The 26,474-nt window shown below is 72.4% G+C and carries 27 protein-coding genes and 3 tRNA genes; 12 read left to right on the forward strand and 18 right to left on the reverse strand.

Translation table 11 applies throughout. The features are described from left to right. Nucleotides 1-25: 25 nt before the first annotated feature. The 3 genes from ASF78_RS18575 to ASF78_RS18585 are packed head-to-tail and all read left to right on the forward strand — an operon-like array spanning nt 26 to nt 3,331. Nucleotides 26-1,108, forward strand: coding sequence for an ABC transporter permease (locus tag ASF78_RS18575; RefSeq protein WP_056593989.1), 1,083 nt, complete (start codon nt 26-28; stop codon nt 1,106-1,108). Beyond that, nucleotides 1,105-2,802 (forward strand): ABC transporter ATP-binding protein, encoded by a 1,698-nt coding sequence (locus ASF78_RS18580; protein ID WP_056593089.1) that lies wholly within the window; start codon nt 1,105-1,107, stop codon nt 2,800-2,802. Before ASF78_RS18575 ends, ASF78_RS18580 begins: the two co-directional genes overlap by 4 nt. Before the next feature lie 52 nt (nt 2,803-2,854). Continuing rightward, complete coding sequence (locus tag ASF78_RS18585) at nt 2,855-3,331, forward strand: hypothetical protein (RefSeq protein ID WP_056593090.1); 477 nt, start codon at nt 2,855-2,857, stop codon at nt 3,329-3,331. Here ASF78_RS18585 and ASF78_RS18590 read toward each other — a convergent pair. Genes ASF78_RS18590 through ASF78_RS18620 form a run of 7 tightly spaced genes read right to left on the reverse strand, consistent with a single transcriptional unit; the run spans nt 3,282 to nt 9,576 of the window. Beyond that, nucleotides 3,282-4,346: a hypothetical protein gene (locus tag ASF78_RS18590; protein ID WP_056593091.1), complete on the reverse strand. Its 1,065-nt coding sequence runs from the start codon at nt 4,344-4,346 to the stop codon at nt 3,282-3,284. The two genes, ASF78_RS18585 and ASF78_RS18590, sit on opposite strands and share 50 nt — an antisense overlap. 23 nt (nt 4,347-4,369) lie before the next feature. Then, nucleotides 4,370-5,242, reverse strand: coding sequence for a prenyltransferase (locus ASF78_RS18595; protein WP_082495191.1), 873 nt, complete (start codon nt 5,240-5,242; stop codon nt 4,370-4,372). Continuing rightward, nucleotides 5,239-5,538 (reverse strand): lycopene cyclase domain-containing protein, encoded by a 300-nt coding sequence (locus tag ASF78_RS18600; RefSeq protein ID WP_056593092.1) that lies wholly within the window; start codon nt 5,536-5,538, stop codon nt 5,239-5,241. The genes ASF78_RS18595 and ASF78_RS18600 overlap by 4 nt, the downstream gene beginning before the upstream one ends. Next, nucleotides 5,535-5,858, reverse strand: a complete 324-nt coding sequence (locus ASF78_RS18605; RefSeq protein WP_235518733.1) for a lycopene cyclase domain-containing protein — start codon at nt 5,856-5,858, stop codon at nt 5,535-5,537. Before ASF78_RS18605 ends, ASF78_RS18600 begins: the two co-directional genes overlap by 4 nt. Before the next feature lies 1 nt (nt 5,859). Next, nucleotides 5,860-7,506, reverse strand: coding sequence for a phytoene desaturase family protein (gene crtI, locus ASF78_RS18610; protein WP_056593094.1), 1,647 nt, complete (start codon nt 7,504-7,506; stop codon nt 5,860-5,862). Continuing rightward, nucleotides 7,503-8,432 carry a squalene/phytoene synthase family protein gene (locus ASF78_RS18615; RefSeq protein WP_235518701.1) on the reverse strand — a complete coding sequence of 310 codons (930 nt, stop codon included), beginning with the start codon at nt 8,430-8,432 and terminating at the stop codon, nt 7,503-7,505. Before ASF78_RS18615 ends, crtI begins: the two co-directional genes overlap by 4 nt. A gap of 1 nt (nt 8,433) precedes the next feature. Beyond that, a complete protein-coding gene (locus ASF78_RS18620) occupies nt 8,434-9,576 on the reverse strand; it encodes a polyprenyl synthetase family protein (RefSeq protein ID WP_056593098.1) in 1,143 nt (380 codons plus the stop codon). Between the two features lie 219 nt (nt 9,577-9,795). Between ASF78_RS18620 and galE the strand changes: the two genes are divergently transcribed. Continuing rightward, nucleotides 9,796-10,755, forward strand: a complete 960-nt coding sequence (gene galE / locus ASF78_RS18625) for a UDP-glucose 4-epimerase GalE (RefSeq protein ID WP_056593101.1) — start codon at nt 9,796-9,798, stop codon at nt 10,753-10,755. A 156-nt stretch (nt 10,756-10,911) separates the two neighbouring features. On the opposite strand, the gene ASF78_RS18630 is transcribed toward galE, so the two are convergent. From ASF78_RS18630 to ASF78_RS18640, 3 genes are read right to left on the reverse strand one after another with little or no spacing between them, the layout of a single operon-like run. Beyond that, nucleotides 10,912-11,823: an LLM class flavin-dependent oxidoreductase gene (locus tag ASF78_RS18630; RefSeq protein WP_056593104.1), complete on the reverse strand. Its 912-nt coding sequence runs from the start codon at nt 11,821-11,823 to the stop codon at nt 10,912-10,914. Between the two features lie 19 nt (nt 11,824-11,842). Continuing rightward, complete coding sequence (locus ASF78_RS18635; RefSeq protein WP_056593106.1) at nt 11,843-12,754, reverse strand: cation diffusion facilitator family transporter; 912 nt, start codon at nt 12,752-12,754, stop codon at nt 11,843-11,845. 4 nt (nt 12,755-12,758) lie between these two features. After that, a complete protein-coding gene (locus tag ASF78_RS18640; RefSeq protein WP_056593109.1) occupies nt 12,759-13,112 on the reverse strand; it encodes a metallopeptidase family protein in 354 nt (117 codons plus the stop codon). Nucleotides 13,113-13,255: 143 nt separating this feature from the next. Here ASF78_RS18640 and ASF78_RS18645 point away from each other — a divergent pair. The 6 genes from ASF78_RS18645 to ASF78_RS18670 all read left to right on the forward strand — a co-directional run bounded on the left by ASF78_RS18645 (nt 13,256) and on the right by ASF78_RS18670 (nt 14,914). Continuing rightward, nucleotides 13,256-13,328 (forward strand) — tRNA-Glu (locus ASF78_RS18645). Between the two features lie 39 nt (nt 13,329-13,367). Next, nucleotides 13,368-13,441: transfer RNA gene (locus ASF78_RS18650), tRNA-Asp, on the forward strand. Between the two features lie 51 nt (nt 13,442-13,492). Beyond that, nucleotides 13,493-13,565 (forward strand) — tRNA-Phe (locus tag ASF78_RS18655). Nucleotides 13,566-13,681: 116 nt separating this feature from the next. Next, entirely contained in the window at nt 13,682-14,122 is a 441-nt protein-coding gene (locus tag ASF78_RS18660; protein ID WP_056593112.1) for a phage holin family protein, read from the forward strand. A 67-nt stretch (nt 14,123-14,189) separates the two neighbouring features. Beyond that, complete coding sequence (locus ASF78_RS18665) at nt 14,190-14,600, forward strand: phage holin family protein (protein ID WP_056593114.1); 411 nt, start codon at nt 14,190-14,192, stop codon at nt 14,598-14,600. Then, nucleotides 14,597-14,914 (forward strand): DUF3618 domain-containing protein, encoded by a 318-nt coding sequence (locus ASF78_RS18670; protein ID WP_056593118.1) that lies wholly within the window; start codon nt 14,597-14,599, stop codon nt 14,912-14,914. The genes ASF78_RS18665 and ASF78_RS18670 overlap by 4 nt, the downstream gene beginning before the upstream one ends. A 158-nt stretch (nt 14,915-15,072) precedes the next feature. Here ASF78_RS18670 and ASF78_RS18675 read toward each other — a convergent pair whose 3' ends face one another. Then, entirely contained in the window at nt 15,073-15,282 is a 210-nt protein-coding gene (locus ASF78_RS18675) for a BldC family transcriptional regulator (RefSeq protein ID WP_056593121.1), read from the reverse strand. A 508-nt stretch (nt 15,283-15,790) separates the two neighbouring features. Here ASF78_RS18675 and ASF78_RS18680 point away from each other — a divergent pair. Then, the gene (locus ASF78_RS18680; RefSeq protein ID WP_055911492.1) at nt 15,791-16,003 is read left to right on the forward strand and encodes a DUF3073 domain-containing protein; all 213 of its coding nucleotides are present in this window, start codon (nt 15,791-15,793) and stop codon (nt 16,001-16,003) included. Nucleotides 16,004-16,132: 129 nt separating this feature from the next. On the opposite strand, the gene purM is transcribed toward ASF78_RS18680, so the two are convergent. The 7 genes from purM to purL form a co-directional block, all read right to left on the reverse strand. After that, nucleotides 16,133-17,254 carry a phosphoribosylformylglycinamidine cyclo-ligase gene (gene purM / locus ASF78_RS18685; RefSeq protein WP_056593123.1) on the reverse strand — a complete coding sequence of 374 codons (1,122 nt, stop codon included), beginning with the start codon at nt 17,252-17,254 and terminating at the stop codon, nt 16,133-16,135. Next, on the reverse strand, nt 17,251-18,798 hold the full coding sequence (gene purF / locus ASF78_RS18690; RefSeq protein ID WP_056593124.1) for an amidophosphoribosyltransferase: 1,548 nt from the start codon (nt 18,796-18,798) through the stop codon (nt 17,251-17,253). The genes purM and purF overlap by 4 nt, the downstream gene beginning before the upstream one ends. Nucleotides 18,799-18,860: 62 nt before the next feature. Next, entirely contained in the window at nt 18,861-19,352 is a 492-nt protein-coding gene (locus tag ASF78_RS23140) for a histidine kinase (protein ID WP_235518702.1), read from the reverse strand. A gap of 35 nt (nt 19,353-19,387) precedes the next feature. After that, nucleotides 19,388-19,768, reverse strand: coding sequence for a sterol carrier family protein (locus tag ASF78_RS18700; protein ID WP_056593127.1), 381 nt, complete (start codon nt 19,766-19,768; stop codon nt 19,388-19,390). A 266-nt stretch (nt 19,769-20,034) separates the two neighbouring features. Further along, nucleotides 20,035-21,408, reverse strand: a complete 1,374-nt coding sequence (locus tag ASF78_RS18705) for a glycoside hydrolase family 6 protein (protein WP_056593128.1) — start codon at nt 21,406-21,408, stop codon at nt 20,035-20,037. A 175-nt stretch (nt 21,409-21,583) separates the two neighbouring features. Beyond that, nucleotides 21,584-22,630 carry a ribosome small subunit-dependent GTPase A gene (rsgA, locus tag ASF78_RS18710; protein WP_056594003.1) on the reverse strand — a complete coding sequence of 349 codons (1,047 nt, stop codon included), beginning with the start codon at nt 22,628-22,630 and terminating at the stop codon, nt 21,584-21,586. 151 nt (nt 22,631-22,781) lie between these two features. Continuing rightward, nucleotides 22,782-25,145, reverse strand: a complete 2,364-nt coding sequence (gene purL / locus ASF78_RS18715; RefSeq protein WP_056593129.1) for a phosphoribosylformylglycinamidine synthase subunit PurL — start codon at nt 25,143-25,145, stop codon at nt 22,782-22,784. Nucleotides 25,146-25,424: 279 nt separating this feature from the next. Between purL and ASF78_RS18720 the strand changes: the two genes are divergently transcribed. Continuing rightward, nucleotides 25,425-26,447, forward strand: a complete 1,023-nt coding sequence (locus tag ASF78_RS18720) for a LacI family DNA-binding transcriptional regulator (protein WP_056593132.1) — start codon at nt 25,425-25,427, stop codon at nt 26,445-26,447. Nucleotides 26,448-26,474 lie beyond the last annotated feature (27 nt).

A 26,474-nucleotide genomic window follows, 5' to 3' on the forward strand; every position in this document is an offset into this window, starting at 1 on the left:
CAACCTCCCCGCACCCGACGTCATGATGGTGATCGCCCACGCCGACTCCGCGAGGCCCGAGCACACCTCGCTCTGGAAGCGCCTGCCCGTGGTGCGCCACGTCCGCACGAGCGTCGGCCTGCAGCGCACCATGCTGGTCATCGGCATCGTCCTCATGCTGGTCTTCATCATCACCGCGGCGTTCGCCCCGTTGCTCGCGCCCTACGGGTACGCGCAGCTGAGCTCGGGCGACGTGAACTTCGGCTCCCAGCAGCCGCCCTCGGCGCAGAACCTGCTGGGCACCACCGTCGGCGGCTACGACGTGCTCTCCCGCACCATCTGGGGCGCCCGGCCGGCGTTCCTCGTGATCGTCGTCGCCGTCACCCTGTCGATCTTCGCGGGCGTCGCGCTCGGCCTGGTGTCGGGCTACTTCGGCGGCTGGGTCGACCGGGTGCTCGTCGTCGTCGCCGACGCGCTGTTCGCGTTCCCGTCGCTGCTGCTCGCCATCGTCGTCGCCATCGTGATCAGCGGCGGGCAGTCGTCGATGTGGGGCGGTGTGATGGCCGCGGCCATCTCCCTGAGCGTCGTGATGATCCCCCAGTACTTCCGGGTGGTCCGCGCCGAGGTCGTGCGCGTCAAGGCGGAGGCGTTCGTCGAGTCCGCACGGGTGATCGGCTCCGGCCACCTGCGGATCATGGGCCGCCACGTCCTGCGCAACTCGACGCGCACGCTCCCGCTCATCCTCACCCTGAACTGCTCGGAGGCCGTGCTCACGCTGGCGGGCCTCGGCTTCCTCGGATTCGGGATCGAGCCGACGGCCGCAGCGGACTGGGGCTACGACCTGTCGAAGTCGCTCTCCGACGTGACCAGCGGCATCTGGTGGACCGCGGTGCCGCCCGGCGTCGCGATCGTGCTCACCGTGCTCGGGCTGACGCTCGTCGGCGAGTCGCTCAACGACCTCGCGGACCCGCGTCTGCGGACGCGCCGGGCCGCCAAGGCCGCCGCGCCGCTGAGCCCGGTCACCGCCGTGCCCGGCGGCGTCGCCACCGACCGCGTCCCCGGCGTCGAGAGCATCGACGAGCTGGAGGGCCCCACTGACCTGTTCGACGGAAGGGGCGAGCGCTCATGACGAACGTCGTCGACATCCAGAACCTGCACGTCTCGTTCGCCACCGACTCCGGCACCGTCCGGGCCGTCGAGGGCGTCACGCTCCAGGTCGCCTCCGGCGAGGTGCTCGCGATCGTCGGCGAGTCCGGGTCCGGCAAGACCGTCACCGCACGCTCGATCCTGGGCCTGCTGCCGGAGACCGCCCTGAGCAGCGGCACGGTCATGCTCACCCGCAAGGACGGGTCCGCGACGCACGACATCGTCACGCTGCGCGGGAGCGACCTGCGCGACGTGCGCGGCCGCGACGCGGCGATGGTGTTCCAGGAGCCGTCCACCGCGCTGAACCCGGTGTTCCCGGTGGGCTGGCAGATCGCGGAGGGTCTGAAGGCGCACCGCAAGATCTCCGACAAGGACGCCCGCGCGCAGGCGATCGACGTCCTGCGGCTGGTCGGCATCCCCGACCCGGAGCACCGCGTCGACCACTACCCGCACCAGTTCTCGGGCGGGCAGAAGCAGCGCATCGTCATCGCCCAGGCTCTCGTCCTGGACCCGGGCCTGATCATCGCCGACGAGCCGACGACCGCGCTCGACGTCACCGTGCAGGCCGAGATCCTCGACCTGCTGCGCCGCCTCCCCCAGGAGTTCGGCTCCGCGATCGTCCTGATCACGCACAACATGGGTGTCGTCGCGGACCTCGCCGACCGGGTCGCGGTCATGTTCAACGGCGAGATCGTCGAGCAGGCCGACGTCCGCACCCTGTTCTCGTCGCCCCAGCACCCGTACACGCAGCGGCTCCTCGATGCCGTGCCCCGCGTGGGCGGGCGCCGGCTGCGGGACCGGGTACGGGTCGCCGACGAGCTCGAGGCGGTGGTCGTCGACGAGTCGGCGACGCCCGTCGTCGAGGCGAGCGACCTGCGGATCGTGTACCCGGGCCGCCTGCGGCAGCCCGCGTTCACGGCCGTCGACGGCGTGAACCTGGCCATCCGCCCCGGCGAGGTGCTCGGCCTCGTGGGCGAGTCGGGCAGCGGCAAGACGACGATCGGCCGCGCGATCGCCGGGCTCACCCCGATCAGCGGCGGCTCGCTGAAGGTCCACGGCGTCGAGATGCTCGACGTCAAGGAGAAGGTCTTCCGACCGGTCCGCAAGCGCATCGGGTTCGTCTTCCAGGACCCGGCGACCAGCTTCAACCCGCTGCTCACGATCGCGCAGTGCGTCGCGGAGCCGATGGTCGTGCACGGTCTGGCGCCGAACCCCGAGGAGGCCCGGCCGCGCGTCGACGAGCTCATGGAGGCCGTCCAGCTGCCCAAGGCGTTCGGCGACCGGTTCCCGCACGAGCTCTCCGGGGGCCAGCGCCAGCGTGCGAGCCTGGCCCGGGCGCTCATCCTCGGCCCCGAGCTGCTCATCGCCGACGAGCCGACCAGCGCCCTGGACGTCTCCGTGCAGGCCAGGGTCCTCGACCTGTTCGCCCGCCTGCAGGCCGAGCTGGGGTTCGCGTGCCTGTTCATCAGCCACGACCTGGCCGTCGTCGACCTGCTGGCCCACCGGATCGCGGTCCTGCACCGCGGGGTGCTCGTCGAGGAGGGCACGGGTGACCAGGTGCTGGGCGCACCGAAGCACCCGTACACGCAGCGGCTGCTGGCGTCCCTGCCGGTCCCGGACCCGGTCGAGCAGGCCGCCCGCCGGGAGACGTGGAGGAACCTGCGCGCGCACGGGTGAACGTCGGGCCGGTTCACCCCCGGGTGGACCGGTCCGCTCCTAGCGTGGCGGGATGCCCCTCGCTGACCAGCAGGTTCGCTCGCGCCTCGTGCGCGTGCTCGCGCTGCTGGCTGCCCTGGCGACGATCCCGCTGTGGGCTCCCCCGGACCACGCGACCACGTCCGACGGCGTCTTTATGGTCGCGGCCGCGTCACCACCCGGGGTGGTGCCCGTCCGCCTCACGTCCCTCGTGCTCGTCGTGCTGCTCGGCGGGCTGACCCTGTGGCGCGGACGACGGGTCGTCGCGCTCTACGCGGTCCCGGCCCTCGCGCTGAGCTGGGTCTGGTGGCAGACGGAGGGCGGCGGCAGCTACACGGTCGCGCTGACCGGGTCGGACGCCCCGCACGCGTTCACGTCCCCGTGGTTCGCGGTCTCGGTGGCCTCCACCCTCCTGGTGGCGCTCACGTGGACCCTCGCGCTCCTCGGGATCGTCCCACTGATCAGGCGACAGATGCCTCGCGACGGGCCGAGTAGCGGTCGTACAGCGTGACGACGAGGGCCACGACGTAGGCGAACAGCAGGACGTCACCCACGGACACCTGTCCCCGCTGCCCGGTCGCGAACGCCGCGAAGACCAGCATGGCGACGACGCTGATGACGGTGTTGACGACGACCTCGACGCCGAGGGACGCCCGCCCGCGCCACAGGGCCAGCACCGCGTGGACGAGCACCGTCCCGGTGACGACGAGCGCCACCACGGACAGCGGACCCTCCGTCGCCGGATAGGACTCGAACAGCACCGCGGTGACCAGGCCGGCCAGCACGACCTTCTCGGCAAGGTGAGCGACACCCCGCGGCGCGACCCCGACAGGACCCCGCGGCACCCAGCCCACCCGCTGGGCGACGACGTCCGCGTCCACCGTGAACGGCCAGTCCGCGGGCGGCAGCCGCCGGAGCAGGCGAGGACCGACCACGACCAGCACCACCGCGAGGGCCGCCAGCACACCCCAGACCCACGGGTGCGCGTCGACGAGCTCCCCGAACTCGTCGGTGAAGTCCAGCTGCGCGACGTGGATCCACCACTCCTGCGGCAGCTTGATCACGACCCAGATCAGCCCCGCCGTCCAGAGGAACGCTGCCCGGCTCAGGCGCGCTGCGTCCCACCGCGTCCGGACCACCTCGATCGCGATGACGAAGTACTCGAACGTGTTCGGGAAGACCATGAGCAGCCAGCGCTCGTCGGTGAGCTCGAACAGGAGCACCCCGACCAGCCGGTAGTACCAGAGGAACGCCGCGACGCCGACCGCGAACGGGTTGCGCCAGTTCCGCAGCACCGACAGGTACGCGATCGTCAGGTAGTAGATGTCGAGCGCCTTGTCGTACGACTGGTAGTTGTCGAGCGGCAGACCCGTGAAGGCGGCGAAGATCGACTTGTCGATGCCGTCGATCACCAGCGCCGCCAGGATCGCCGGCAGCGGGAACCGCGGGATGAACAGCGGCACCACCAGTCGCAGCCCCACGACCAGCACGAACACCGCCCAGTCGACCGTGCTCGCGTCCGCCATGTCCGGACTGTAGAGGACCAGCCTCAGCCGGTGCGGGCGATCACGATCAGCAGCATCGTGACCAGGAACCCGGTGACCAGGTTCAGCCAGAGGAACCGGCGCCAGCCGGTGTTGGCGCGCTCACAGTCGTCGTCGCGGACCGACCAGAACTGCGCGGTGCTGATCGCGTACGGGATCGGCAGCACCGCGGCGAGCGCTCCGGGCCACGGCACGACGAGCAGGACGGCGGCCGCGAGCACGTAGAGCACCGTGGCGGCCACGACCGTCGGGTGCGCGCCGAGCGCGGTCGCGACGGACGCGATCCCGCCCTCCCGGTCCGCGCGCACGTCCTGCACGGCCCCGAACGCGTGCGACGCCATCCCCCAGAGCACGAACGCGACCAGCACGGGCCACGTCGTCGAGGCGCCCAGGTCCGCGCCCACCAGCACCAGCGCGTACAGCAGCGGCCCGACGAAGTGCATCGCGGACGTCAGCGAGTCGAGGACCGGGCGTTCCTTGAACCGCAGGACCGGCGCCGAGTACGCGACGACGAGGAACAGGACCAGGGCGAGGGTCGCGTTCGCGGCGGCGTCGCCGACCAGCAGGAGGTAGACCACGAACGGGACCGTCGTGACGAGGCACGCCCACAGGATCCGGCGGTGCACCTCACGCGCTCGCGCGGGCTCGACCAGGCCGCCCTCGATCCCGCCCTTGCGCGGGTTGCGCAGGTCGGAGGCGTAGTCGAACACGTCGTTGATCCCGTACATCAGCAGGTTGTAGGGACCGAGGAAGAACAGGGTGCCGACGACGAACGTCACGTCGAGGCGTCCGCCGGTCGCCAGCAGGTAGCCGGCCGCGAACGGGTACGCCGTGTTGATCCAGGAGAACGGCCGGGACGCGGCGAGGACCTCTCTCACTCGGTCCGTCCCTTGCGACGCCCGAGCACGACCCAGAGCACCGGCATGCCGACCGCTGCGGCGATCGCGTAGGCGAAGTCCTCCAGGGGCGCGCCCCACACGTACACCCCGAGGATCTTGTCCGGGTCGAAGACGTACAGGTCCGCGGCGATCATGAGCGTGTCGAACACGGCCGTGAGCACGCAGAGGATCAGCACCGTCAGCAGGATCGGCACCGCCCGCATCCGGCGCAGCACCGGCCAGCAGACCGCCCCGAGCAGGGCGAGCACGATCACGTTGAGCACGATGTTGGTCACGAGGACTCGCCCCTCCAGCGGTCGAGCGCCCGCCAGGCCAGCAGCGCCGTATAGCAGAGCAGCGCCAGGAAGAACGCCTCCTCGACGGGGAGCTCGGGCGCCAGCAGCAGGCCCGTCATGTGCGGGGAGTCGCCGCGCGCGAAGATGCCGAGCACCAGCCCGATCCCGTCCCAGAGCAGGAAGCCGACGACGCCGATCCCCACGGCCAGGGCTGCCCGGCGGGGGTCGGACCAGAACGCGAGCCGGAACCTGCGGTCCAGCACGGCGAGGCCGCCCAGCGACAGGAGCAGGGCGCCGAGGTACGCCATGCCCGTGAGCACATCAACCAACAGTTTCGCTCCACACCCCGCGCGGCCGCGCGGACGCCAGGAAGCCCGGACGCAGCGGCGCGGGCAGGGGTCGCGACGACGTCTCCCCGAGCATCCGCTTGACGACGAGCTCGGCGCTGATCAGGCACATCGGCAGTCCCACACCCGGGATCGTGCCACCTCCGACGTGCAGCACGTTCGGGACGCGCGCCGACGCGTCGCCGGGCCGGAACATCGCGCTCTGCCGCAGGGTGTGCTCCATCCCGAGGGCCGTCCCGCGCCAGGCGGAGAAGTCACGGGCGAAGTCCGCGGGGGCGACGACCCGGCGGGTCACCACGCGGTCGCGCAGCCCGGGGATGCCCGCCCAGGCGCCGACCTGGTCGAGGTACCGGTCCGCGTGCCGCTCGACCTCGTCCCGGTCCCCTGCGCCCAGAGCCGGGTCCGCGGGGAACGGGACGAGCACGAACAGGTTCTCGTGCCCCGGCGGCGCGGCGGTCGGGTCGCTCGCGGTGGTCCGCGACACGTACATCGACGCGGCCTCGGGGATCCGCAGACCGTCCGGCGGGGTCGAGCGTCCCGACCCGAGGATGTCCTCGAAGTTGCCCGGCCAGTCGCGCGTGAAGAACAGCGAGTGGTGCGCCAGCTCGGGCAGCTCACCCCGGACGCCGGCCATGACGAGAAGAGCCGAGATCCCCGGCCCCCGGTCCTCCCACCACGCGTCGGGCAGCTCGCGGTGCGCGCCGAGCAGCGAGGTCTCCGTGTGGTGGCGGTCCGCGGCGGACACGACGACGTCCGCCTCGACGACGGTCCCGTCGGCCAGCCGGACCCCGCGCGCCCGGCCTGACCTGCGCGGATGCCTCACGGTGGGCCGGTCGTCGTCGATCTCGACGGCGGCCACCTCGGCACCCGTCCGGATCTCGACACCCTCCTTGCGGGCGATCCGCTCCAGCGCCTCGATGATCGTGTACATCCCACCCCGGGGGAAACGTACGCCGTCGACGAGGTCCAGGTGGCTCATGAGCGAGTACAGCGCGGGCACCCGGTACGGCGACGACCCGAGGAAGACCGCGTGGTAGCCGAGCACCTGCCGGAGCACCGGGTCGGTCACCGTCGCGGCGACCTTGTCCGCGAGCGTGCCCGTCAGCAGCCCGGCCAGCGTCCGGGACTTCCTGACCACGTCGAGCGACAGGAGCCGGTCGGGCCGCGCGAACGTCGTGTAGAGGAACGCGTCGAGCGCCGTCCGGTACGCCTCCGTCGAGTCCTGCGTGTACCTGCGGATCGCGGCGCCCGCGCCGGGCTCGCGCGCCTCGAACGTCGCCCAGTTGGTCTCGGCGTCGCCGACGACGTCGAACGGCTCCGACCGTCCACCGTCGACCGGTTCCGGGAACAACCGGTACGCGGGGTCCAGCCGGTCCAGCTCGACGTGGTCCTCGATCCGCTCGCCCAGCAGCGCGAACGCGTGCTCGAACACCTCCGGCATGAAGTACCAGGACGGTCCGGTGTCGAACCGGAACCCGTCGACCGAGAACGTCCCGGCCCGGCCGCCGAGCTGGTCGTGGCGTTCCAGCAGGGTCACCAGGGCACCCCCGCGGGCCAGCAGGGCGGCGGTGGTCAGCCCCGCGATGCCGCCGCCGACGACGACGACGCGTCCCGGTGTCATGCGTCGGGGCGTCCTGAGTCGTCAGCCCGCCCCGCCCGTACCTCCGCCAGCACCGACTCGCCCACGACGAGCAGCTTGACCGGCGTGGGGAGCCGCACCCGGCCGACCAGCAGCTCCTCGGGCGGCCGCGACGCGATCTCGTCGAGCAGCCGCTGGTAGAGCGCGAGCGTGGCGCCGACCGCGTAACGCGCCCGCCGCGGCAGGCTCGGCACCGCAGCCCGCGCCGCCTCCACGTCGTCGGTGATCTCGTGCAGGATCGCGCTCAGCTGCGCGTCGTCCAGGTGTCCCGGCGTCGTGCCGGGGAAGTAGGTGCGGCCGAGCTCGTCGGTGTCGGCACCGAGGTCGCGCAGGAAGTTGATCTTCTGGAAGGCCGCGCCGAGCGCCCGGGCCCCGGTCACCTGCGCCTCGTCGGGCTCCCGGACCGGCTCGCCTGGCTTCCTGTCCTCGTTGAGGAACGCGCGCACGCACATCAGGCCCACCACCTCGGCGGAGCCGTAGACGTAGGCCTCGTAGCTGGCCCGGTCGTGCTCGCGGACGGTCAGGTCCGCCCGCATGGAGGCGAAGAACGGCACCGTCTCCGCGGCGCTGATCCCGACGCGACGGGCCGTGCGGGCGAACGCGTGCACCACCAGGTTCGTCGAGTAGCCCGTCCGCAGCGCGCGGACCGTCTGCTCCTCCAGCTCGTCCAGCTCCGCGCCCGCGTCGTCGCCGCGGTAGGTGTCGACCACCTCGTCGGCCAGCCGCACCAGGGCGTACACCGCGCGGATGTCCTCCTGGCCCCGTCGCCCGAGCAGACGGGTACCCAGGCCGAACGACGTGGAGTAGGCGGCCAGCACGCCCGCGCTCGTGCGCGCGGCCGTCGCGTCGTACAACCGCAGCGCCCGGTCGCGCGCTGTCCGCAGGTCCGTCATCGACTCCCCCAGCACCTCAGTGACCTCGTCCGACCAGATCGTCGACGACGCCCACAAGGTAGCCTCCCAACGGCTCCGGCACCCCGTCCACCGCGAGCTCCCGCGCGCGCTGCCCGGTGGCCCGTGCCAGCTCGCGCACCGCGTCGAGCGCCCCGCTCGACACCATGACCCCGCGCACGACGGCGGCTCCCGCGTCGTCCAGGTCCACCCTGCCCACGTGCGCGTCGAGGGCTGCGCACCCGGCGTCGTCCGCCATCGCGTAGGCCCGGCGCAGCAGCTCGGTCCGCTTCCCCTCGCGCAGGTCCGACAGCACCGACTTGCCGGTCACCGCGGGGTCGCCGAACACCCCCAGGTCGTCGTCGGCGAGCTGGAACGCGACGCCGAGGGCGGACCCCACGGCACCGAGCCGGGCCACCTGCGCGTCGTCGGCCCCGGCCAGGACCGCACCGACGACCAGGGGCAGGCTGCCCGAGTACGCGGCCGTCTTCAGCTCCGCGACCGCGAGCGCGTCCACGTCCCGCGGCGACGACAGCGCGCCCGTCACGTCGAGCAGCTCGCCGACGACGGTGGTCTCGATGCCCTCGGCCAGCAGCCCGACCACGCGCAGGACGGCGGCGCTGTCCGCGGGTGCGCTCGCCGCGAGCGCGAACGCCGACGCGATGGCCAGGTCCCCCGCCAGCAGGCCGGCGGCGAGCACCTGGTCCGACACGGTCCGCTCGGGCAGTCCTCGGCCGGCGAGCCTCGCGCGCGCCGCCCCGGCGACGTTGGGCCGACCGCGGCGCACCTCGTCGTGGTCGAGCAGGTCGTCGTGGACGAGCATCGCGGCGTGCAGCACCTCGACGGCGGCGGCGACGGGTGCGATCGCCGCCGCGTCCTGCCCGCCCAGCCCGAGGTAGGAGGCGACCGCGAGCCGTGGACGCATGAGCTTGCCCCCGACACCGTCCGCAAGGTCGGTCCAGAGCTGCACCGCGACGTCGGAGCGGGTGGCCGCGGCGCGCACGCGCGCGTCGAGGAAGTCCTGCAGCACGGCCGAGGTCACGGCCATCGTGCGCTCGACGGACTCCGCGAGGTCCGCGCGCCCGGCGGCCTCCGCGCGCGCGTCGGCCTCGTGACCCTGCAATGCCCTCGGTGAGGTCCGCAGCGCCGGCTCGACGTACATGCGCTCTCCCGTCGTCGCTCCTGAACAGGTCCGTCCGCCTCGCCGTCCGGAGCCCCGACGAGAAATACTCAGCATACTGAGCATCCTCCGGACCGCCACCGCACGAGGCTGTCCTGCACCCTTCGGCCCGAAGGCCCGCGACGGATGCACCTCCCGCCGACTTTCTTCCCTGCCAGGACCGGTCAGCCGTCGACGGCGGTCGTCGGTACGCTCGGCTGCATGACATGGCTGGTCACCGGGGGTGCCGGGTACATCGGGTCGCACGTGGTGCGGGCGTTCGGGCAGGTCGGGCTGGAGACGGTGGTGCTCGACGACCTGTCCAGCGGGCACCGGGCCTTCGTCCCCGACGACGTGCCCCTGGTGGAGGGGTCGATCCTCGACACCGATCTCGTCGCCGACGCCCTGGTCCAGCACGGCGTCGTCGGCGTCGTGCACCTCGCCGGGTTCAAGTACGCGGGCGTCTCCGTCGAACGCCCCCTGCACACGTACGACCAGAACGTCACCGGTACCGCCCACCTGCTCGACGCCATGGCGTCGCAGGGGGTCGACGCGATCGTGTTCTCGTCCTCCGCGGCCGTCTACGGCACCCCGGACGTCGACCTGGTCACCGAGGCCACCGCCACCAACCCCGAGTCGCCGTACGGCGAGTCCAAGCTCATCGGCGAGTGGCTGCTGCGCGACCAGGGACGGGCCGTCGGCCTGCGCCACACGTCGCTGCGCTACTTCAACGTCGTCGGGTCGGCCACGCCCGACCTGTACGACACCAGCCCGCACAACCTCTTCCCGCTCGTCCTGAACGCCCTGGCCGGGGGTCGCACGCCGCGCATCAACGGCACCGACTACCCGACGCCGGACGGGACGTGCGTCCGCGACTACATCCACGTCGCAGACCTCGCCGACTCCCACGTCGCGGCAGCACAGGCCCTCGCCGCGGGCCGCACCCTGGAGCCCGTCTACAACCTGGGCTCCGGCGACGGCGTCTCGGTGCGCGAGATCATGACCGCCATGGCCGAGGGCACGGGCATCCCCTTCGAGCCGGAGACCGCCCCCCGTCGCCCCGGGGACCCGGCCCGCATCGTGGCCTCGGGCGAGCTGGCGGCCCGCGACCTCGACTGGCAGATGCGCCACACCCTGCTGGACATGGTCACCAGCGCCTGGACCGCCCGCCAGGCCCACTGACCTCGAGGCCCGGAGCCACCCCACACCGCAGGACGTCGGAGGAAGTGAGCGCCAGAGCAGCCGTTTCCTCGGACGCTCCCCCTGTCAACCGCATGAGGTCCGAGGAAGTGGTCGCTCTGGCGGCCACATGCTCGGACGTCGTGCGGCGGGGTCGGGTCAGAGGGCCTGGAGGCGCGGCAGGTGGTCGACGAGGCCCTCGAGCACCGACTCGTCGCCCGCGTAGATCCCGTCCGCGCGCGGCCAGTGGACGACCACGTCGGTGAACCCCAGCGCCGCCGCACGCTCGACGCCCTCGGTGACCACGGCGAGCGAGGTCATCGAGAAGATCGGCGCGCCGTCCAGGCTCAGGTACCGGCGCAGCGGTGGCTGTCCCGCGGGGCGGTGCTCAGCCTCGATGGCGTCGACCTGCTGGAGCATCGTCGCGAGCCCCGTCCACCACTGCTCCTGCGCGGCGCCGGGGTCGTCGGGCACGTCCTCGGTCGCGTACGCGGGCCCGTAGGTGGCCCACCCCTGCCCGTACCGCGCGGCGAGCGCCATCGTGCGCGGACCGTTGGCGGCGACGACGAACGGGGTCCGCGGCTGCGCGATCGTGCCGGGGATCATCCGCGCCTCGTCCGCCCGGTAGAAGGCACCCTGGTGCGACGTGACCGGCTGCGTCAGGAGCTCGTCGAGCAGCCCGACGAACTCCTCGAACCGCCGGGTCCGCTCACCGCGGCTGGGCGGGTCGCCCAGGACCGAGGCGTCGAACCCCTCACCGCCGGCACCCACCCCGAGCAGGAACCGGCCGTTGCTGACGTCGTCGAGCCCCAGCACGTCCTTCGCGAAAGGGACCGGGTGCCGGAAGTTCGGCGACGCCACCCACGTCCCGAGCCCGATCCGTTCGGTCACGGCGGCCGCCGCGGCCAGCAGGGGGACGGTCGCGAACCACGGCTGGTCGACGAGCGTCCGCCAGGCCAGGTGGTCGTAGGTCCAGGCGTGGTCGAAACCCCACTCCTCGACCTGTTCCCACTTGCGGCGAGCGGACACCCACCGCTCCTGCGGCAGCAACGCGATCCCGACGGCAACCATGCGCCGACCCTACGGCCGGTCAGGCGTGGGCGTGGTGCTCGCTGCCCGTGGTGGACGGCGGTTCCAGCTGGAACGTGCAGTGGTCGACGTCGAAGTGCCCGGCCAGGCACCGTCGCAGGTCGTCGAGCACACGTCCGGCCTCGCCCCGGGACAGGAGCTCGTCGGGCACCTCGACGTGCGCGGACAGCACAGGGACGCCCGACGTGATGGTCCAGGCGTGCAGGTCGTGCACCCCGAGGACCCCCCGGACGCCACAGATGTGCGCACGGACCGCGTCCAGGTCCACGCCACGCGGGGTGGCCTCCAGGAGGACCGTCCCGACCTCGCGCAGCAGCGCGACCGCGCGCGGCACGATCATCAGGCCGATCAGCACGGACGCGATCCCGTCGGCGCGCAGGTATCCGGTGGCCAGCACGACGAGGGCCGCCGCGACCACCGCCGCGGAGCCGAGCAGGTCGCCGAGCACCTCGAGGTAGGCGCCGCGCACGGTCAGCGACTCCTCCTGACCGCGGCGCAGGAGGACGAGCCCGACCGCGTTGGCGGCGAGCCCGACGACGGCGACGGCGAGCATGAGCCCGGCCTCCACCTCGCCCGGCGTGGCGATCCGCGCGATCCCGCCGACGATCACCCCCGCGCCCACGACCCCGACGACCAGCCCGTTCACGAGCGCCGCGAGGATCTCGGCGCGCTGCCACCCGAACGTGCGGGCGGCGGTCGCGGGCCGGGCGGCGAGCGCGGTGGCACCCAGCGCCAGACCGACCCCGGCGGCGTCGGTGAGCATGTGCCCCGCATCGGCGATCAGGGCGAACGAGCCGGAGACGAGCCCGCCCACGACCTCGACCACGAGCACGGCGAGCGTGAGGACGAGGACCGCGAGGAGCCTCCCGCGATGGGCCTGCGCCGCGGTCGAGTGGGAGTGGTCGTGGCCCACGGGCTCAGTCCCAGCCCAGCTCGTGCAGCCGCTCGTCGTCGATGCCGAAGTGGTGCGCGATCTCGTGCACGACCGTGACGGCCACCTCCTCGACCACGTCGTCGCGGCTGTCGCAGATGGCCAGCGTGGGCAGCCGGAAGATCGTGATCCGGTCGGGGAGCGACCCGGCGGCCCAGAACTCGCCGCGCTCGGTCAGCGGGGTGCCCTCGTAGAGTCCGAGCAGCTCGACCTCACCCTCGGGCGGAGCGTCCTCGACGAGCACGACCACGTTGTCCATCATCGCGGCGAGCTCGTCGGGGATCTCGTCGAGCGCGTCCCTGACCGCGTCCTCGAACTCGGCGAGCGTCATGTCGACCATGGGTCCATCCTGCCTGCTCAGCGACATGGGCAGAGTGGTGACGACCGCCACTCCCCTTCGGCTTTGGAGTTCCGGCCGATGACCCCGTATGCTCGTCAACGGTCATCCGGCGCCTCGACGTCAGGGGTTGGACATCACGACTTGCCCCCATCGTCTAGCGGCCTAGGACCCCGCCCTTTCACGGCGGTAGCACGGGTTCGAATCCCGTTGGGGGTACGAGCAGTTCAGCAGTACAGGCCTTGCAGCAGTATCCAAGGCCCCGTAGCGCAGTTGGTTAGCGCGCCGCCCTGTCACGGCGGAGGTCGCGGGTTCAAGTCCCGTCGGGGTCGCTCGATCCGCCCGGTCATCCTGTTCGCAGGAACCCGGGCGTCGTCGGTTACGGCCACTTAGCTCAGTTGGTAGAGCGTTCGACTGAAAATCGAAAGGTCGGCAGTTCGACCCTGCCAGTGGCCACAGCAGAAGCCCCGCCCGGAGCATCCGGAGCGGGGCTTCGTCGTCTGCGCGGCAACCTCGCTGCCAGCACTCCTGCTCCTAGGCTGGGCGCACCGCACGCCGTACGAGGAGGACCCATGGCCAGCACCCCCGGTGCCGATCGACCCCGCAGCTTCTTCGACCGGCTGACCGAGCCGTTCACGGACCGCGCGCGCGAGAAGTTCGAGCAGGCCGAGGATCACGTCCGTGAGGCCATCCAGCACGAGATCGACGCGGTCGCGCGCAGCGTCCGGACCCGCGCGATCGAGGTCCGCCCGTCGGCCATCGGGTTCGCCGCCGCCGCGCTCCTCAGCTTCTTCGGTCTCGCGCTCCTGATCACCGCCGGCGTGCTGGGTCTGTCCCACACGGTCGACCCCTGGCTCGCCGCGCTCATCATCGGTGTCGCCCTCCTGCTGGTCGGCGCGGGGGTGGCGGCGTGGGCCAAGCGGCACCTGCCTCCCGCCCCGTCGGTGTCGGTCGTCCGCATCCACGAGCCGGTGCACCCGGCCGAGGAGCAGGTGCACCCCTGGGCGGACTGACTCGCGGCCTGGATCACCGACCAGCACACTGAGTGCTCTACGCACGCGCAGACGAGAGGCCGTACCCATGACCACGCAGTCGGGACTGCCGGGTGACGAGAAGTCGCTCGGGCAGCTGGTGTCGGAGCTCAGCGAGCAGGGGGCGCGGCTGGTCCGCGCCGAGATCGACCTGGCCAAGGCGGAGATCACCGGACGGGCGCAGCAGCTGGGGGTCGGCGCCGCGCTCATCGCGGTCGGCGCCGTGCTGGCGCTCTACCTGCTGGCCGCCGGGATCGCCACCACCATCATCGTGCTGGACCTGTGGCTCGAGCTGTGGCTGGCCGCGCTCATCGTCTGCGCGTTCCTGTTGCTCGTCATCGTGGTCCTGGTGCTGATCGGCATCAACCGCGTGAAGGCGGGCTCGCCACCCACGCCGGCGAAGGCGATCGAGAACGTCCAGAACGACATCGCGGCAGTCAAGGCGGGGTTCAGCGCATGAGCGACGAGTCGGTCCAGAAGCCTGCAAGCACGCAGAAGCCCTTCAGCACACCGGAGATGGTCGCCCTGGAGGCCGAGCTCGCCGTGACCCGCGCCCAGCTGGCGTCGACGGTGGACGAGCTGGTGGCGCGTCTCGACCCGCGCGCCCAGGCCGGCCGGGCCGTGGCGTCCGGCCGCCGGCTGTGGAGTGACGCGCTGGACGGCGACGCCTCCCCCGAGGCTCGCAAGAAGGCGTTCGCGGTCCTCGGCGGGGCCGTGGCGGGGGTGGCAGCGGTGCTCGTGCTGGTCGTGGCAGCGGGTCGCCGCAGGGGCTGAGCGTCAGGTCCCGAGGGACGAGAACTGCGAGGGTCGCGTCGTCGCGACCCTCGCAGTTCCGTGAGCGGTCTGGGAGGCAGGCAGAGCGCGCCGGGCGCTCGACAGTCCGTGGCCCGTCGAAGGTGGTCGACAGGGCTCAGCGGGGCAGGTGCGGTCGGTCAGCCGTCCGACGGGCGCTGCTGCGGGACACCGTTCAGCAGGTCGCGCACCTCGGACTCACGGTAACGCCGGTGACCACCGAGGGTGCGGATCGAGGACAGCTTCCCGGCCTTGGCCCACCGGGTGACGGTCTTCGGATCAACCCGGAACAGCGTCGCGACCTCGGAGGGCGTGAGCAGTGCTTCGGTCTCTACGGGGTGCGTGTTCATCAGCTGCCTCCTGGCAAGCGTGCGGCCCGCGGTGCCGATCTGTCGGCGCCCGGCCAGTTCAGGTGCGGGTGGTGCAGGTCCAACTGTGTGAAACGTTCTCAGAAGGCGAGCCTACGTCGTCGACGTCCAAACCGTGACATCGCCCCACTAGCATGAGCGAAAGCCGCAGACACCGCATTCCAGGACACGTTCCCGTAACAAACCTACACACGACTCTCATGCAACTCTCATACCGCTCCACTTCGCGGCCACAGCACCACCCTAAACCCGACCAATCGGTCATACACCCCGACGCGCGAACCCGTCCACGCAGGATTGGACGGCCGACTTGGACTCGCGCTCGCCGAGACGTCGCACTCAGGGAGACGTGACGCGGATCGCCCGCGGCGAGTGGTCGGAATAGCGAACGAGCATGTACCGTTGCCCCTCGAAGAGACGATTCAGCACCCCGGGGCCGCACGTGTCAGCACGGAGCCGCCCCGCATCCACGTAAGAGGGGGTCGATGCCATGGGGCGCGGCCGTCAGAAGGCTAAGCAGACGAAGGTGGCCCGGGAGCTGAAGTACTTCAGCCCGGAGACCAACTACCGAGCTCTCGAGCAGGAGCTCACGTCGCACGGCCACAACGATGTCGTCACCGACAACCGCCCTCGCGCGGCTGTGGAGACGGACACTGACGACGACAGCGACGACTACCGCCGCTGGTCCGACGACGACCGCTGACGCGGTCGTCACCCATCTCGCGCGCGTCGCGGGATCGCCGGGCGAGACGGCGGCAGCTCAGCTGTCGCTCGTCTCGCACGTCGCTCCCCGAGCCCGGGGCGTGGTGGATCGCCCCGGCTTCCCGCAGGGTCACGTCCGGTAGGCACCGCTGAGCTGGACGGCTCCGCCGTGGACGCCCTTGGTGCCCGCGACGAACCCGGGGGCACCGACCACGTCGGTGCCCGGGTCGGTGTGCCGGACGGTGCCGAGCTCCCAGGCCGGCAGGCCGAGCTCACCAGCGTGCGCCAGGACCCCGTCCACGGCGTCGGCGGCGACGATCGCGACCATGCCGACCCCCAGGTTGAGCGTGCCCTCGAGGTCCGTCCACGGCACCTGCCCGAGACGCTGCACCAGCGAGAAGATCGGCGGCAGCGTCCAACCCCCGCGGTCGATGTCCGCGACCAGGCCCTGCGGCAGCACGCGCGCGACGTTCGACGCGAGCCCTCCGCCCGTGACGTGGCTGTACGCGTGCAGGCCGGCGACCCCCGCGCGCTCCGCCAGGGCGAGGCAGTCGGAGGCGTAGACGCGGGTGGGCTCGAGGAGCTCCTCGCCGAGCGTGCGGCCGAGCTCGTCGACGTGGCGGTCGAGCGACCAGTCGGCGACCGACACGACCTTGCGGACCAGCGAGTACCCGTTGGAGTGCAGACCGCTCGAGCCCAGCGCGACCAGCACGTCGCCCGCGCGCACGCGCTCCGGGCCGAGCAGCCGGTCCGCCTCGACGACGCCCGTCGCGGCACCGGCCACGTCGTACTCGTCGGGACCCAGCAGCCCGGGGTGCTCCGCAGTCTCGCCGCCGACGAGGGCCGTCCCGGCCACCGAGCACGCCGCGGCGATGCCGCACACGATGCCGGCGATGCGCTCGGGCACCACGCGGCCGCAGGCGATGTAGTCGGTCATGAACAGGGGCTTCGCGCCGACCACGACGATGTCGTCGACGACCATGCCCACCAGGTCGAACCCGATGGTGTCGTGGATGTCCAGCGCCTGCGCGATGGCGACCTTGGTGCCGACGCCGTCGGTCGACGTGGCCAGCAGCGGCTTGCGGTAGCCCAGCAGCGCGCTGGCGTCGAACAGCCCCGCGAACCCGCCGACGCCGCCCAGCACCTGCGGGCCGTGCGTCGCCCTGACGGCGTCCTTCATCAGCTCGACGGCCTTGTCACCGGCCTCGGTGTCGACACCGGCGGTGGCGTAGGTGACCTGCTCGCCGGTCACGGGTGGTCCAGCGCGGTCGCGCCACCGGCACTCGGGACGATCGAGAGCAGGCCGTCCTCGGGGGCGCCCAGGGGGAGCTCGCTCTGCTCCAGCAGGAACTTGCCCAGCCGGTCGTCCGGCGGCAGCTCGATCGGGTACTGACCGGTGAAGCAGGCGGCGCAGAGCTGCGACGCAGGCTGCTCGGTGGCGGCGATCATGCCCTCCGGGGAGATGTAGCCGAGCGAGTCGGCGCCGAGCGAGGCCGCGATCTCGTCGACCCCGAGTCCGTTGGCGATGAGCTCGGCGCGGGACGCGAAGTCGATGCCGTAGAAGCAGGGCCACTTCACCGGCGGGGAGCTGATGCGCACGTGCACCTCGGCGGCACCGGCCTCTCGCAGCATCCGGACGAGCGCGCGCTGGGTGTTGCCGCGGACGATCGAGTCGTCGACGACCACCAGGCGCTTGCCACGGATGACGTCCTTGAGCGGGTTGAGCTTGAGCCGGATGCCGAGCTGGCGCAGGGTCTGGGACGGCTGAATGAACGTGCGCCCGACGTAGGCGTTCTTCGTCAGACCCTGACCGAACGTGATGCCGGACTCTGCGGCGTACCCGACGGCCGCGGGCGTCCCGGACTCCGGCACGGGGATGACCAGGTCGGCCTCGACGGGGTGCTCGACCGCGAGGCGGCGACCCATCGCGACGCGTGCGGCGTGCACGGACCTGCCGGCGATCGAGGTGTCGGGGCGTGCGAGGTACACGTACTCGAACACGCACCCGGCACGGTCGACCGACGCGAACCGGCTGCTGCGCAGGCCGTCCGCGTCGATCGCGATGAACTCGCCGGGCTCGATCTCGCGGACGAACGACGCGCCGACGATGTCCAGGGCCGGCGTCTCGCTGGCCACGACCCAGCCGCGCTCCAGCCGGCCGAGGACCAGCGGACGGACGCCCTGCGGGTCCCGTGCGGCGTACAGGGTGTGCTCATCCATGAAGACCAGGCTGAACGCGCCGCGCAGGCGCGGGAGCACCTCGAGCGCGGTGGCCTCCAGCGTGTGGTCCGGGTCCCCCGCCAGGAGCGCCGTGATCAGCGCGGTGTCGGTGGTGTTGCCGCGCGCGAGCTCCCCGCGCCGCTGGCTGCCGTAGCGCTCGGCGACGAGGTCGACGAGCTCCGCGGCATTGGTCAGGTTGCCGTTGTGGCCCAGGGCCACGGTGCCGGCGGCCGTCGGGCCGAGCGTCGGCTGCGCGTTCTCCCAGGTGCTGCCACCGGTGGTCGAGTAGCGCGCGTGCCCGATCGCGATGTGCCCCTGCAGGGCGTTCAGCGCGGTCTCGTCGAAGACCTGGGAGACGAGGCCCATGTCCTTGTAGACGAGCAGCTGCTGGCCGTTGGAGGTGGCGATGCCCGCCGACTCCTGGCCGCGGTGCTGCAAGGCGTACAGGCCGAAGTAGGTCAGCTTGGCGACTTCCTCGCCAGGTGCCCACACACCGAAGACGCCACAAGCGTCCTGGGGGCCTTTTTCGTTGGGGAGGAGGTCGTGGTTCAGACGTCCGTCTGCGCGGGGGGCCACGTGCCTATGGTCGCACAGTCCTCGCGGTGGGCGGCCAGCGTGACCACGCGTCACACGTCTGCTCAGACGTCCGCGCGGACCGCCTTGCGCACGCTGCGCCGGTCGGCCAGCACCGCGGCGAGCCCACCGAGGAACCCGCCGAGCACACCCCCGGCGACCGCCATGACGGTGCGCACGGCGCCCTCGCCGTCGAGGAACGAGATGAAGCCGGACCCGTCGGCGACCCACGGGACCTCGGGGCGGACGACCGCGACCAGGACCAGCGCGACGACGATGCCGACCAGGGCACCGGTCACGATGAATGCGCCGTACTTCGGGGCGTGGCGCACGGTGGCCGGCTCAGCGACCCGGGACAGCTCCTCCTCGGACGGGATCGGCACGCCGCGGGCGTCGAGTGCCGTCGGAGTGGCCGGTGGTGGTTCCGCCGGGGGCGCCACAGGGTCGGCAACGCGCTCAGCCGAGGGCTCGTCGGTCGCGGGCTCAGCCGCGGTCGGGGCCGCTCCGGGCTGCGCGGCTGCGTCCGGGGCGTCGGCGGGCTGGGGGTCGTCAGGCACCCCGTGATCCTAGGTCAGTGCCCGCATCGGCACCCTCAGCCGCGGTGGCGGGCGGCCTGGAGCGGGAGCCACTCGCGCAGGTCGGCGCGCTCGCCGGACGCCCGGATCCGACCGTCGGCCACGGCAGACTCCCAGGTCAGAGCCCCGGTGGCCAGGCCGAGCCACGTCTGGGCGTCCGTCTCCACGACGTTCGGCGGGGTGCCCCGGGTGTGACGAGGTCCGTCCACCGCCTGCACGGCACCGTCGGGCGGCACCCGCACCTCGACCGCGTTCCCCGGGGCGACCCCGGCCAGCTCCTCGAGCGTGAACCGGACCGCGGTCCGCCGCGCAGCAGTCGGCACGCCGACGGGGTCCGCCCGCCAGACGGCCAGCGCGGCCCGCCCGTCGGCGGGGTCGGTACGTCGACGTGGCGGCATGCTGCGATTCTCCCCTGTGCGACGAGGGTGGCGCCGGTTGGCCTAATGTTCACGACGACCCGTCGGGCTCTGTTCGCTGCCGAGCCAGGCCTGGCGGCCGACGTCCTGGCGGAGCGGGAGCAGCCGCGCCGACGAGCTCGCCGACGCCACCCTCCGCGACGTCTGCGAGCTCATGGCGTCGGTCTGCGGCCAGGTCGGTCGGTGACGCGCGAGAGCCCGCGGGGGATGTCCCCCGCGGGCTCTCTGGAGATCAGCCGGTCAGCCGGTCACCACTTCGCGTTGCGCGCCAGCTCCAGGGCCATGCTCTGGAACCAGGCGCCGGCGGAGGGTCCGCCGTTGCAGGCGCCGTCCGACTCACCGGGCAGCTTGACCCAGAGCAGGGCGTCCAGGCCGGAGCCGTCGTTCACCAGGGTCGGCTTCTCGCCGAGGGCGCGACCGCTCGGGTTGCACCACTCGCCGTTGGAGCCGTTGCCGTTGCGGGAGGTGTCGATGACGAACTTCTTGCCGCCCAGCTGCTGCGAGATCTGCTGTCCGTACGACTTCGAGGCCGAGGTCGTCTGGTAGTTCGACGTGTTCAGCGCGAAGCCGACCGCGTACTCGAAGCCGATCTGGTTGAGGCGGCTCACGGCCGTGCTGACGGGCAGCCACCCCGAGTGGCCGGCGTCGATGTAGACGCGGGCGCCCTTGAGCGTCAGCGACTTGGCGGCGTACTTGAGGAAGCCGACCCGGTCGCCCTGGCCGCTGCAGTCGCCCAGCTGGGCGAGGGCGTCGGGCTCGAGGATCACGTACGGGTTGCCCTTGATGCCCGAAGCGACCGTGTCGATCCAGGCTGCGTACGCGCTCTCGGAGACACCGCCGCCGGAGTGCGAGCCGCAGTCACGGCCGGGGATCGCGTAGACGACGAGCGTCGGGATCTTGCCTGCGGCGACCGCGCGGCCGGTGTAGTCGGCCACCTCGGCCCGCGAGTCGGACGCGTCGGACCAGTTGCCCACCCAGTATGCCTGCGGGGTCAGGGCGATCTTCTCGAGCAGCGCCTTGTCGTTGCCGCCCGCCTGCTGCCAGGCGCGGTACGCCTGCGTGGTCGGGTCGATGTAGAAGCTGCCGGACTGCGGCGGGTTCGTCTGCGTCGGGGTGGGGGTCGGGGTCTGCGTCGGGGTCTGCGTCGGCGTCGGCGTCTGGGTCGGGGTCTGCGTCGGCGTCTGGGTCGGGGTCGAGGTCTGCGTCGGGGTGGTACCGGTACAGGTCGTGCCGTTCATGGTGAACGTCGCCGGGATCGGGTTGGACCCGCTCCAGGAGCCGTTGAAGCCGAAGTTCGTCTTCCCGTTCGTCCCCAGCGAGCCGTTGTACGGCAGGCTCGCCACGGAGACCGACGAGCCGCTCTGGCTGACGTTGCCGTTCCACAGCTGCGTGATCTTCTGCCCGGCCGTGAACGTCCAGCCGACCGTCCACGAGCTGACGGGGTCACCCAGGTTGGTGACGGTGACGTCTGCGCCGTAGCCGCCTCCCCACTGGTTCGTGATCTTGTACTCGACCTTGCAGCCGGGGGCTGCCTGAGCGGCGGTCGCGGTCACGGCGGTGAGGCCTGCGACGGCGACGGCTGCTGTGGCGAGCAGCGCTGTGGCGGTTCTGCGGGTGGGCATGGTTCTCCTCGGTACGTCCGGGTCCTGGGCGGGGCGGGCTCGCGTCGGCGATGACTGCTGCTGCACCCCGGTCCCGACGAGGAAACCCGACCGCCGACGGGTCTGGCGAGCGGTGGGCCGGATACGAAACGTTTCGGTTCCGGATCCGGGTCGTCGATGCGCTTCCGCGGGGCTCTCAGGGGCGCGGACGACCCGGTCCGCGCAGACCCCGCTGGTACTCCTTGGTGACCTTCTTCCAGCGGTCGCGCTCCTCGGCCCGCAGCCGCGCGTCCGACCGCCGCGCCTGGTACGCCGCCTCCCGCGCCAGCCGCTGCCAGCTGTCGAACCGGCGCTCGGCGAGCTCCCCGCTGTCGAGCGCCGCCCGGATGGCGCAGCCCGGCTCCCCCGCGTGGTGGCAGTCGGCGAACCGGCAGGCCGCGGCCAGCTCGGCGACGTCCGCGAACGTGGTGTCCAGCGCGTCCTCGTCCGCGACGACGCCGACCCCGCGGATGCCGGGCGTGTCGATGAGCATCGCCCCGCCCGCCAGCGGGACGAGCTCGCGGTGCGTGGTCGTGTGGCGCCCGCGGCCGTCGGCCCGCCGCTCGCCGGTCTCCATCACGTCCCGTCCCGCCAGCGCGTTGACCAGCGTCGACTTGCCCGCGCCCGACGGGCCGACGGCGACCAGGGTCGCTCCGGGCACGAGCAGGGCACGGAGTGCGTCGAGCCCCTGGCCTGTCGGGACGCTGACCGTGTGGACGTCGACCGCGAGCGCCACCGCCTCGACCTCCGCGGTCATGCCCTCGGGGTCCGGCACGAGGTCGGCCTTCGTCAGGACGACGACCGGGGTCGCGCCCGAGCGCCACGCCAGCGTGAGCAGCCGCTCGATCCGGCCGAGGTCCGGGTCCGGCTCGAGGTGCTCGACGACGAGCACGACGTCGATGTTGGCGGCGAGCGCCTGCACCCGGGACGTGGCACCGGCGCTGTCGCGGACCAGGGCGGTGGTGCGAGGCCGCAGGCTGGTGCCGGCCCTGGTGCCGAGCCCGTCGGTCTCGGACTCGGCCTCCGGGATCCACAACCAGTCGCCCACCGTGGGGGCGAGCCGGTCGCCGTCCTCCGTCGCGAGGAGCCCGTCACGCTCCAGCGGTATGCGACGCGGCTCGTGCGCGCCGTCCAGGCCGTCGGCGGGCAGCACGAGGACCGCGCCCTTGTCGGCACGGACCACGCGGAACAGATCGCCTGACACGCCTCGACGGTAGAAGCGCACATCGTCGAGAAGCCACAGAAATAGCCACCCGCCCCCGCTCGCCATCCTGCGAACCGAACCGGCGATGAGTGCTGTCGAACGTGTCGGACGCGGCACTCGTCGCCGGTTCGCCGCCGAGCGGCGACGTGGGTCAGCCGAAGTAGTGCGGGAGGGTGGCCTCGTGGGACTCGCGCGCCTCCGTCAGGGGCAGCGTGAAGACGCCCTGGACCTCGACGGCGGGACCGTGCACGTGGTCGGCAGCGTCGGTCGGGGTACCGGCGCCGGGTGAGCACGACTCGGCGGTCTCCCCCAGGCGCAGCGCCGGGACGCCGCGCGCGGTGCAGAGGTCGACCAGGCGGACCTCCTCCGAGCGCGGCACCGCGACGAGCACGCGGGCGGTGGACTCCGAGAACAGCGCCTCGAACGGCGTGACACCGTCCCGGGCGCAGAGCGACTCCAGCGACACCTGCACGCCGACGCCGAACCGCAGGCTCGACTCGATGAGCGCCTGGACCAGACCGCCCTCCGACAGGTCGTGCGCGGCGTCGACGAGCTCGTCGCGACTCGCCCGGACGAGGACCTCGGCCAGCCGACGCTCGGCGTCCAGGTCCACGGCCGGCGGCAGCCCGCCGAGGTGGCCGTGCACGACGTCGGCCCACGCCGACCCGTCGAGCTCCGCGCGCGTGGTGCCCAGCAGGTAGACGGCCTGGCCGGGCGCGGTCCAGCCCGACGGGGTCGCGTCGGCGACGTCGTCGAGGACGCCCAGCACGCCGACCACCGGGGTCGGGTGGATGGCGGAGTCGATGAGCCCCGGCTCCCCGGTGCCGTTGTAGAGCGAGACGTTGCCGCCGGTGACGGGGACCTCGAGGACCTGGCACGCGTCGGCCAGGCCGCGGATGGCCTCGACCAGCTGCCACATCGAGTCGGGGTGCTCCGGGCTGCCGAAGTTGAGGCAGTCGGTCACGGCCAGCGGGCGGGCGCCCGTCGTCGCGACGTTCCGGTACGCCTCCGCCAGGGCCAGCTGGGCGCCCGTGTACGGGTCGAGCTTGGCGTAGCGGCCGTTGGCGTCCGTGGCGAGCGCGACGCCCAGGCCGGTGGTCTCGTCGACCCGGATCACGCCGGAGTCGTCGGGCTGCGCGAGCGCGGTGTTGCCCTGCACGAAGCGGTCGTACTGGTTGGTCACCCAGGCCTTGGACGCGAGGTTGGGGCTGGCCAGGAGCTCGAGGACCGTGGCACGGAGCTCGGCGTTGGTCGACGGCGTGCGCAAAGCAGCCGTCGTGTCGGCGTTGAGCGTGTCCTGCCACGCCGGTCGCGCGTACGGGCGGTCGTAGACCGGGCCCTCGTGCGCGACCGTCTTCGGGTCGACGTCGACGATGCGCAGGCCGTGGTGGTCGATGGTGAGGCGTCCGGTGCCGGTGACCTCACCGATCACGGCCGTCTCGACGTCCCACTTGCCGGTGATGGCCAGGAACGCGTCGAGCTGGTCGGGCCGGACGACGGCCATCATCCGCTCCTGCGACTCCGACATGAGGATCTCGCCGGCGGTCAGGGACGGGTCGCGCAGCAGCACGTTCTCCAGGTCGACGTGCATGCCGCCGTCGCCGTTGGAGGCCAGCTCGCTGGTCGCGCAGGAGATGCCCGCGGCGCCCAGGTCCTGGATGCCCTCGACCACGCGCGCGGCGTAGAGCTCGAGGCAGCACTCGATGAGCACCTTCTCCATGAACGGGTCCCCCACCTGCACCGACGGGCGCTTGGAGGGCTTGGTGTCGTCGAACGTCTCGGACGCGAGGATCGACGCGCCGCCGATGCCGTCGCCGCCGGTGCGGGCACCGAACAGGACCACCTTGTTGCCCGCGCCCGAGGCGTTGGCCAGGTGGATGTCCTCGTGCCGCAGGACGCCCAGGCACAGCGCGTTGACCAGCGGGTTGCCCTGGTAGGAGGCGTCGAAGACCAGCTCGCCGCCGATGTTGGGCAGGCCGAGGGAGTTGCCGTAGCCGCCGACGCCCGCCACGACGCCGTGCACCACGCGTGCGGTGTCGGGGTGGTCGACGGCGCCGAAGCGCAGCTGGTCCATGACCGCGACCGGCCGCGCGCCCATCGAGATGATGTCGCGCACGATCCCGCCGACGCCCGTGGCCGCACCCTGGTACGGCTCGACGTAGGACGGGTGGTTGTGCGACTCGACCTTGAACGTGACCGCCCAGCCGTCGCCGATGTCGACCACGCCCGCGTTCTCGCCGATGCCGACGAGCAGGTGCTCCTTCATCGCCGCGGTGGTCTTGTCGCCGAACTGGCGCAGGTGGTTCTTGCTCGACTTGTACGAGCAGTGCTCCGACCACATGACCGAGTACATGGCGAGCTCGGCGGCCGTCGGGCGGCGGTCGAGGATGTCCCGGATCCGCTGGTACTCGTCCGGCTTCAGGCCCAGCTCCGCGAACGGCTGCTCCTGGTCCGGGGTCGCGGCGGCGACGTCGACGGTGTCGGTCTGGGGGGCGCGCGCAGGTGCGGTGGTCATCGATTCCCTCGGTGGAGACCGTGGGCCGCTCGTCGACCAGGCGGCCGACGACAGCCGACATCGGCAGACGCAGGCCAGGATACCGGCGCCCGGACGCGGTGCGGAGCAGCGTCCGCGCGCACGAGTTTCCGGGCAATCACGGCGCTACCGGGCAGGCTCGGGAACGCCGGACTGACCTGCGAGGACAGGAGGCGCGTGACTCGTCGGCGCGCGTGATGACCGCGATCACGGACCTCCGCTCGACTTGCGGGGCCTCCCGGGGCGTGTGACGGTCACCACATGAAAGCGCTTCCTACGCCCTCGGGCCACGAGCTGGGCACGGTGACGATCTACGACGTCGCCGCGCGTGCCGGCGTCGGGATCGCGACCGTCTCCCGGGCCCTGAACGGGTCCGCTCCCGTGGCCGAGGCGACCCGGGCCCGGGTCCTCGCAGCCGTCGAGGAGCTCGGCTTCCGCCCCAGCCACGCGGGCACCTCGCTCGCCGCACGCACGCACGCCGCCAACGGGATCGTCTTCCCCGACCTGTCCGGCCCCTACTACGCCGAGGTCCTGCTCGGGTACGAGGAGAGCGCCTCACGGCTCGGCCGCAGCGTGCTGGTGCTGGCCACCCACGGGCGCCCCGACCCCGCTGCCGCCGTGCGCGACCTCGCCGGCCGCGTCGACGGGATCGTCCTGCTCGGCCGCACCGTCCCCGACCACGTGATCGAGGAGCTCAGCGCGTTCGGCCTGCCGGTCGTCGTCGTGGCCCGGCCCGAGGTCGACGGGGTCGACTCCATCCGCGCGGACGGGCTCGACGCCGCCCGCGCCCTCGGCGAGCACCTCGCCGGGCACGGCCTGCGCAAGATCGCGTTCCTCGGGTCGCCCGAGGAGTCCCCCGACGTCGCCGAGCGCTGGCGCGGCGTCCGCGAAGGTCTCGGCGCCCACGGCATCGAGCCGACCGTCACCCCGTGCCTGTTCGACGAGGAGTCGGGCACCCGCGTCGCCGCCGGGCTGCTCGCCGTCCGCGAGCGCCCCGACGCCCTCGTGTGCGCCAACGACGAGATCGCGCTCGGCGCCATCGTCGCCGCCGAGGAGATCGGCCTGCGCGTCGGCCGGGACATCGCGATCACCGGCTGGGACGACGTGATGGCTGCTCGCCACGCGCGTCCCGCACTGACCACCGTCCGGCAGCCCATGCGGACCCTCGGCGCACTCGCCGCCGAGGTGCTGGACGAGCGCATCACCAAGGAACGCACGACCCCGCGGCACGAGTCGCTCGCCACCGACCTGGTGGTCCGCGACAGCTGCGGCCTGCACCCCTGACGGACCCCTGAGGCCGTCCGGTTCGAG

It is taken from the genome of Cellulomonas sp. Leaf334, assembly GCF_001424195.1.
In the GTDB taxonomy this organism is placed as follows: Bacteria; Actinomycetota; Actinomycetes; order Actinomycetales; family Cellulomonadaceae; genus Cellulomonas.

Excerpts from the sequence above, each read along its gene's own strand:
- ASF78_RS18575 (WP_056593989.1), top strand. The coding sequence starts at position 26 with ATGGTGATCGCCCACGCCGACTCCGCGAGGCCCGAGCACACCTCGCTC.
- ASF78_RS18580 (WP_056593089.1), top strand. The coding sequence starts at position 1,105 with ATGACGAACGTCGTCGACATCCAGAACCTGCACGTCTCGTTCGCCACC.
- ASF78_RS18585 (WP_056593090.1), top strand. The coding sequence starts at position 2,855 with ATGCCCCTCGCTGACCAGCAGGTTCGCTCGCGCCTCGTGCGCGTGCTC.
- ASF78_RS18590 (WP_056593091.1), bottom strand. The coding sequence starts at position 4,346 with ATGGCGGACGCGAGCACGGTCGACTGGGCGGTGTTCGTGCTGGTCGTG.
- crtI (WP_056593094.1), bottom strand. The coding sequence starts at position 7,506 with ATGACACCGGGACGCGTCGTCGTCGTCGGCGGCGGCATCGCGGGGCTG.
- ASF78_RS18620 (WP_056593098.1), bottom strand. The coding sequence starts at position 9,576 with ATGTACGTCGAGCCGGCGCTGCGGACCTCACCGAGGGCATTGCAGGGT.
- galE (WP_056593101.1), top strand. The coding sequence starts at position 9,796 with ATGACATGGCTGGTCACCGGGGGTGCCGGGTACATCGGGTCGCACGTG.
- ASF78_RS18630 (WP_056593104.1), bottom strand. The coding sequence starts at position 11,823 with ATGGTTGCCGTCGGGATCGCGTTGCTGCCGCAGGAGCGGTGGGTGTCC.
- ASF78_RS18640 (WP_056593109.1), bottom strand. The coding sequence starts at position 13,112 with ATGGTCGACATGACGCTCGCCGAGTTCGAGGACGCGGTCAGGGACGCG.
- ASF78_RS18660 (WP_056593112.1), top strand. The coding sequence starts at position 13,682 with ATGGCCAGCACCCCCGGTGCCGATCGACCCCGCAGCTTCTTCGACCGG.
- ASF78_RS18665 (WP_056593114.1), top strand. The coding sequence starts at position 14,190 with ATGACCACGCAGTCGGGACTGCCGGGTGACGAGAAGTCGCTCGGGCAG.
- ASF78_RS18670 (WP_056593118.1), top strand. The coding sequence starts at position 14,597 with ATGAGCGACGAGTCGGTCCAGAAGCCTGCAAGCACGCAGAAGCCCTTC.
- ASF78_RS18675 (WP_056593121.1), bottom strand. The coding sequence starts at position 15,282 with ATGAACACGCACCCCGTAGAGACCGAAGCACTGCTCACGCCCTCCGAG.
- ASF78_RS18680 (WP_055911492.1), top strand. The coding sequence starts at position 15,791 with ATGGGGCGCGGCCGTCAGAAGGCTAAGCAGACGAAGGTGGCCCGGGAG.
- ASF78_RS18700 (WP_056593127.1), bottom strand. The coding sequence starts at position 19,768 with ATGCCGCCACGTCGACGTACCGACCCCGCCGACGGGCGGGCCGCGCTG.
- ASF78_RS18705 (WP_056593128.1), bottom strand. The coding sequence starts at position 21,408 with ATGCCCACCCGCAGAACCGCCACAGCGCTGCTCGCCACAGCAGCCGTC.
- purL (WP_056593129.1), bottom strand. The coding sequence starts at position 25,145 with ATGACCACCGCACCTGCGCGCGCCCCCCAGACCGACACCGTCGACGTC.
- ASF78_RS18720 (WP_056593132.1), top strand. The coding sequence starts at position 25,425 with ATGAAAGCGCTTCCTACGCCCTCGGGCCACGAGCTGGGCACGGTGACG.